The organism is Acidiplasma cupricumulans (assembly GCF_001402935.1).
GTDB lineage: Archaea > Thermoplasmatota > Thermoplasmata > Thermoplasmatales > Thermoplasmataceae > Acidiplasma > Acidiplasma aeolicum.
Window position 1 is genome coordinate 1 of sequence record NZ_LKBH01000193.1, and the last position, 5,841, is coordinate 5,841.

The 5,841-nt window shown below is 35.0% G+C and carries 8 protein-coding genes; 2 read left to right on the top strand and 6 right to left on the bottom strand.

All coding sequences use genetic code 11. From position 1 onward, the window contains the following. The first annotated feature begins 78 nt into the window (after positions 1-78). Complete coding sequence (locus AOG55_RS05655; protein WP_048101640.1) at positions 79-693, top strand: alpha/beta fold hydrolase; 615 nt, start codon at positions 79-81, stop codon at positions 691-693. Positions 694-698: 5 nt separating this feature from the next. Here AOG55_RS05655 and AOG55_RS05660 read toward each other — a convergent pair whose 3' ends face one another. Together AOG55_RS05660 and AOG55_RS05665 are read right to left on the bottom strand one after the other, a co-directional pair. After that, positions 699-2,225: a site-2 protease family protein gene (locus AOG55_RS05660; protein ID WP_048101639.1), complete on the bottom strand. Its 1,527-nt coding sequence runs from the start codon at positions 2,223-2,225 to the stop codon at positions 699-701. Between the two features lie 87 nt (positions 2,226-2,312). Further along, positions 2,313-2,738, bottom strand: a complete 426-nt coding sequence (locus AOG55_RS05665) for a MarR family winged helix-turn-helix transcriptional regulator (RefSeq protein ID WP_054963823.1) — start codon at positions 2,736-2,738, stop codon at positions 2,313-2,315. 155 nt (positions 2,739-2,893) lie between these two features. Here AOG55_RS05665 and AOG55_RS09575 point away from each other — a divergent pair, with 155 nt between their 5' ends. Next, positions 2,894-3,040 (top strand): hypothetical protein, encoded by a 147-nt coding sequence (locus tag AOG55_RS09575; protein WP_169749788.1) that lies wholly within the window; start codon positions 2,894-2,896, stop codon positions 3,038-3,040. A 1-nt stretch (position 3,041) separates the two neighbouring features. Here AOG55_RS09575 and AOG55_RS05670 read toward each other — a convergent pair whose 3' ends face one another. Genes AOG55_RS05670 through uppS form a run of 4 tightly spaced genes read right to left on the bottom strand, consistent with a single transcriptional unit; the run spans position 3,042 to position 5,828 of the window. After that, complete coding sequence (locus AOG55_RS05670; protein WP_048101637.1) at positions 3,042-3,281, bottom strand: hypothetical protein; 240 nt, start codon at positions 3,279-3,281, stop codon at positions 3,042-3,044. 25 nt (positions 3,282-3,306) lie between these two features. Beyond that, positions 3,307-3,750 carry an AAA family ATPase gene (locus tag AOG55_RS05675; protein ID WP_084779410.1) on the bottom strand — a complete coding sequence of 148 codons (444 nt, stop codon included), beginning with the start codon at positions 3,748-3,750 and terminating at the stop codon, positions 3,307-3,309. 3 nt (positions 3,751-3,753) lie between these two features. After that, positions 3,754-5,049 carry a tRNA(Ile)(2)-agmatinylcytidine synthase gene (locus AOG55_RS05680; RefSeq protein ID WP_054963821.1) on the bottom strand — a complete coding sequence of 432 codons (1,296 nt, stop codon included), beginning with the start codon at positions 5,047-5,049 and terminating at the stop codon, positions 3,754-3,756. 2 nt (positions 5,050-5,051) lie between these two features. Then, entirely contained in the window at positions 5,052-5,828 is a 777-nt protein-coding gene (uppS, locus tag AOG55_RS05685; protein WP_054963820.1) for a polyprenyl diphosphate synthase, read from the bottom strand. Positions 5,829-5,841: the final 13 nt, after the last annotated feature.

The window sequence follows — 5,841 nt, forward strand, 5'->3', positions numbered from 1 at the left end:
ATATAGTTATATAAATCAAAAATTTAAGGCATAAAAAAATTAACAATGGTTTTTAACAATTATTTAATACCATAAAATATGGAAGTTGAGCAAAATACAATGAATTTATCAGGAAAAAATGTTTTTTATCTTAGCTATGGCAGGGGCCTTCAGAGGAGCTTTATCTTGCTTCATGATTCCAAAAAGGATTCATCCTCATGGTCAGGCATTGATGCATTAAGGAAACTGGGGCAATGGGGATTTAATGTGTATGCCCCGGACTATCCGGGTTTTGGAAAGTCAGAGTATAATCCAAAATACAATTTTGGTTCAAATCCTGCAGCAGGTGCAAGATTCATTAAGGATTTTTCAGATGCCGTTTACGCCGGCTTAACATATATAATAGCACCATCTGTCTCGGCGGGCAGTGCATTAAAGGCTTTAATAGATTATCCTGAAAATATTGAAGCGGTAATAATAATTGGTGGCCTGGGCGTTGATCATATACTTAAGGAATTGAACAAAATAAATAAGCCTGTGCTTATCCTGTGGGGTGGCAATGACAGCGTGGTTCCAATAAATCATGGTATGAGATACCACGATCTTATCGCATCATCGCAGTTTATAAAGATTGATGGCGCCGGCCACTGTGTGCATCTTGATAAACCTGATATATTCTTTAACACATTAAAAAAATATTTATCAGAAATATAAAAAATTTAAATCACTCTTGGTATTATTATTATATAAAACAGAAGCATTATTATGAACAGCGCAAGACCATAATATATCTTTGTAAGTGTTTTTTCATTTTTAAGGAAGCTGAATCTCTCCCTTCTGGATGCTATCATTAAGGTATCCCTGAAAAATTGGCCACCATCAAACACTGCAACAGGCAGTGCATTCATTATTCCCAGAAGGAAATCTATCCAGAATAACCAGTAGAGAGAATTAACCAATCCAAAGTATATATAGTTATTAAATGGTGTTGAAAACAGGTGCGCAAGGTTATATGGTACCGGTGAAAGCCCAAGAACAGGAAGGCCAAGAACATCAAAAAATTGGGGCCCAAAGAGGGCTGAGCCAAATATAAGCCCACGCATTTCCTTTAATGGTATGTAATCAAGTCCGGAGTATGTTATGCCAACACCTATAAAACTCTCATTTTTATATATATTTTTATTTGCAGCAGGGTCATCCTTTTCATAGTAACTGTAAGTTGATACCGTTTTAAGTGTGTAATTATCTGTCTTTCCATTTAAAGTCATTATTTCCATTGTAATATTTGTTCCCGGCTTTATTTTATCAAGAACGTTTCCAAGTGTATTGATGTTATATATTGTTGAACCGTTAATGCTTAATATTACAGAATCAGATGGAACATGGGCCGCAGCAGCCGGAAACCCTGAAATTATCTGTGATATAAAAACTCCGGTAAGAACACTTTTATTTACCGTGGTGCCGTTGTAAAGTACAATATTCTCCATTCCCGGTTTTAAATATGAATCTGTTTCCAGGTTGTTTAGTGCAGAACCTGAAATATTCCCATATTTTATTATTTCATAACCATGGGGTATCTGTGCATTTTCTGATTCCTGGATATAAACGCCGCTGTGAACCGGTGGTGCGAGTGGCATCATAACAAAAATTAAAAGCATTAATGCTATAAATGCTATAACTATATTTATGCCCGGACCCGCAGCTATTATCCTCCTTCTTATAACGGGATCTGCATCCATTATCTCCTTTTCATCAGGCTCAACGAACGCACCAACAGGTATGACAAAGAATAAAGCGCCAACGCTGCTAACCTTTATTCCATGCTTTCTCGCAACTATTCCGTGGAATGTTTCATGGATTACCACTGCAAATACAAGTGATGCTGTGCCATAACCCAGCGGTATCAGGGGATTTATTAATGGAATTGCAAGATATTCATTTAATGGTGGGGCCTCACTGGTTGGCACATGAACTATGGTAAGCAGTATGGCCTCATATAAAAGCATTATGAATGCTGTTAAACCTCCAAGAACCACCAAAACATCAGATATTTTGCCAAATGTCTTTCCCGGGAAATGTTTGGATATGGCATCAAGTATACCACGGTTATGTGTGGATTTAATCATTAATGCAGGCCCCATTGTTGAAAAATGCCTGGTTTTATTTATGTGCGGGGAAAGGTATAGTATTATAAATATCCATGAAAATACGATTAATATAATTAAATAAATCTCATTATAAACCATAATTATCTACATAATTAAACATTAGTTATAATTTTTGCCATATGAATTAATTCTTTTAAAAAAAGTATTGAATGAAAATCATTTAAATTATTCCACATTCTCCTGGATTTTTTTGAGGAATCTTATCATATTATACTTCTCCTCATCGTTAAAATCTCTTAATGTATTTTCAATGAATTTTATGTGTAATTCCTCAACACGCATATATTCATCCTTTCCCTTACTTGTAATCTGTATCTTTATTATTCTTCTGTCCTCTGAACTTCTCTCCCTTCTTACATATCCCAGTTTTTCGAGCTTGTCAATAACACCTGTGATCCAGCCCTGGGTCACCATATTTATATTTGCGAGCTCAATCATTGGCAACGGGCCGCGTTCAAGCAGGTTTTTTAGTATTCTATACTCTACAGTTGACATTCCAAGGGATAACAGATTTTTCTCAGATGCCCTGTACCATGTCTTCCATGTCCTAATGAATTCCCTCCAGACGTCGTAGGCCTTAATGCTTTCCATTTATATCATATTTTAATACGTAACTGGTATTTTATGCTTTCTATATAGTAAACTATTTGCCATTAAAGGATTTAGATATAAATGATTTACCCATTCCTTAAGATTTTTTATAGAAACCATGTAATATTTTTATACTTAAAGTATATTCTTTATCCATGGGGCTAGGCAAGAGAGATTTAAACAGAAAAAAGAAAAGCATAGAGATGAAAATTCAGGAACTTGAGGAAAAGGCAAGAAAAAACCCACTGGATAAGGGCATACAGGAGGAAATAAACGAGCTGAAGAAAAAAATGGACAAATAATTTAATAGGGTGGCATTGGTTTTGTTAATTTACCATCCTTTATTGCAGGCGTATATGGTGGTACGTTAATCTCAACATATCTTACCGGCTTCGGTTCTATTCTTTTTAAAAGCATTTCTATTGAAATATCATTATCATTTGCCATGTTGCATATTGATTTTATTTCATCAGGTGTAAGCTGTCTTTCAGTATTGTCCATATATTTTATGTTTAGGCTTTTAATTTCCTCACAGTTATACATAATAATTAAATGTTAACTTATATAATTATTTTTTGAGCAGTTCATTTATTAGTTTTTTAACAGTGCCATATAATTCATTAATATCCATCCCACTGGCATTAACAGTAAATATATGATTTTCTGGAAGCAGGTCCAGCGCCTCATAATATATTATATCGGACCTCTGTGCCTCAATGTTCTCGTTTATTTTTTCATTGCCATAACCACGCTGCTCCATTCTTTTTCTTAAAATATTTTCATCATCCTTAATTATAATCACATATTTGCAATGAATCATATGGGAATAGTGAGATTCAACAACATCATATTTAAGTTCAAGCCTTCTCAGCTGGTCTATGTCCACAATGCCATCACTAATTATCCCTGTGTTTTTTAATACCTCATTAAGGGATGCACATTGTATGCCACTGTAATTGAGCATCTTACATAACGTTGTTTTCCCGGTTGCCGGTATTCCAGTAATGCATATCGTTCAGACCACCCCGAAATGACCTGCAAGCTTTAATGGCATTGAAAGGTGCCTTCTGGCTATAACCGGTACCTCATAAAAACCCTCAGATATATTTCTTTTTATTTCAACTATCTCCGGATTTTTATACCTTTTTTTGCATCTTGGGCATCTGTAATCCATCTTCCCCTTGGATCTGGTTTTAATGCCGCAGTCAGGACATATGGGTGGTTCCTTAATATATTCCCTGGATAATTTTAATATCTTTATTTTTTCAAGCTTTAATGTGCCATTATCGAATGAACCATAGGCCCTTACAAGGTCTCCTGGTATAAGCGCATTAACAATTTTTCTAAATTCCTTTGTTGGTTCAAACGCTGCAAGATTTATTTCATAGTCCCTGTATTTCATTTTTATGAAATAATGACCACCCTGGATTATATATGGATATGATGATATTATGCCTGATACTGAATAGGAACCAAGGTCAGATAGAAATTCAGGATCATAAATTATATGATCATCCGTACCCTGGTTTGTTTCATAAATTATGAAGCCCTCATCATTTATTTCAAAATTATTTTTTATTTCATCATATATGCCAAGCAAATCGCAGGGCTTTATTCCCCTTACACCGAATATAACCGGTGTTTTGAATTTTGGGAATATGGCAGGGTAATCGTTCTTATAATCTATATTATTAAAGGTTGAATCATATTTTTCTGGTATTTTTGCTATCTCCATTTTTATACTTTTATCCATAATTCCATAATGTGGATACTTATAATCCAGAAGCTCATAGGTCACACGTTTTTTATTCCAGCCAAGTGATGCTGTGGCACCTATTATTCCATGGCCGGTTCTTATTTTTTTGTAAGCTGCCCTTTTTTCGAGGAATGCCTCAATTGATGCTACTGAAATATCCTCCTGAAGGGCCCTCTCATATATCTGTGAATCGAATCTAATCTTTGATATGACTATTCCCGGATTTGTATTTTCACTATTTTTAACATAAAAATCCTCAACAATGCCCGATGCAAAATTCATAAGCTCCTCAGGTTCAGGCTCTGAAATGAGTTTTTCATATGCATATATATTATTACCGTTTATTCTGCCTATAATAATTTTTTTTCCGGCTCCTGTACCTATATTTATATTAAGGGCCCCATTGCCCCTTGTTTTATGGCTTATATTTGGATTAAGCCTGACAAGCTCCGGATATCCTATTATATCATAATGTGTTTTTCTGGCAATCTGTGATATTATATACGTTGTGCACATTTCGTTCTGGCTATCGGTATCATCCACAGCTATGTACATTTTTATCTACCAAATCTTCTTTTTCTTGACTGATATGACAATATCGCCCTTAAAAAATCCACCTTTTTTAATTCAGGCCAGTTCACATCTGCAAAGTAAAGTTCTGAATACGCTGCCTGCCAAAGGAGGAAATTTGAGATTCTTTCCTCACCGCTTGTCCTTAAAATTAGATCAGGATCTGGGAGTGTATTATCATAAAGATAATTTCTGAACATTTTTTCATCGATATCATCAGCATTAATCTTACCCTTACATACATCATTGGCTATCATTTTAACAGCATTAATTATTTCCTGCCTTCCACCGTAACCTATTGCCAGATTGAACCTGAATCTTGAAAACTTCTTGGTGGTATTTTCAACATTAATAATGGTGTTTCTTAAGTATTCAGGAAGTGATGATAATTCACCTATTACATTAACCCTTATTTCGTTTTTGTATATTCTGTCATCCCTTAAAAGATCATTTAATGAATCGTTTATTAATTTAAAAAGGAAATTAACCTCATCATTTTTCCTCTTAAAATTCTCCGTTGAAAATGCATAAACCGTAACAACCTTTATGCCAACCTCCATGGCCCAGTCAAGCACCTCCTCAAGCTTGTCCTTTCCCCTTACATGCCCTTCATTTTCGGATAAACCGATGGATCTGGCGTACCTCCTGTTGCCATCTGTTATTATTCCAAGATGATTTGGTACCCTGTCCTTTTTAATTTCAGCCAGAAGGGCGTTTTCATAAAGATTTGAGGCTATATCACCAATCCTGTTAGCAATACTCATTTATTAATAATTA

Coding starts and splice junctions, on each gene's coding strand:
- AOG55_RS05655 (WP_048101640.1), top strand. CDS start 79: ATGGAAGTTGAGCAAAATACAATGAATTTATCAGGAAAAAATGTTTTT.
- AOG55_RS05660 (WP_048101639.1), bottom strand. CDS start 2,225: ATGGTTTATAATGAGATTTATTTAATTATATTAATCGTATTTTCATGG.
- AOG55_RS05665 (WP_054963823.1), bottom strand. CDS start 2,738: ATGGAAAGCATTAAGGCCTACGACGTCTGGAGGGAATTCATTAGGACA.
- AOG55_RS09575 (WP_169749788.1), top strand. CDS start 2,894: ATGGGGCTAGGCAAGAGAGATTTAAACAGAAAAAAGAAAAGCATAGAG.
- AOG55_RS05670 (WP_048101637.1), bottom strand. CDS start 3,281: ATGTATAACTGTGAGGAAATTAAAAGCCTAAACATAAAATATATGGAC.
- AOG55_RS05680 (WP_054963821.1), bottom strand. CDS start 5,049: ATGTACATAGCTGTGGATGATACCGATAGCCAGAACGAAATGTGCACA.
- uppS (WP_054963820.1), bottom strand. CDS start 5,828: ATGAGTATTGCTAACAGGATTGGTGATATAGCCTCAAATCTTTATGAA.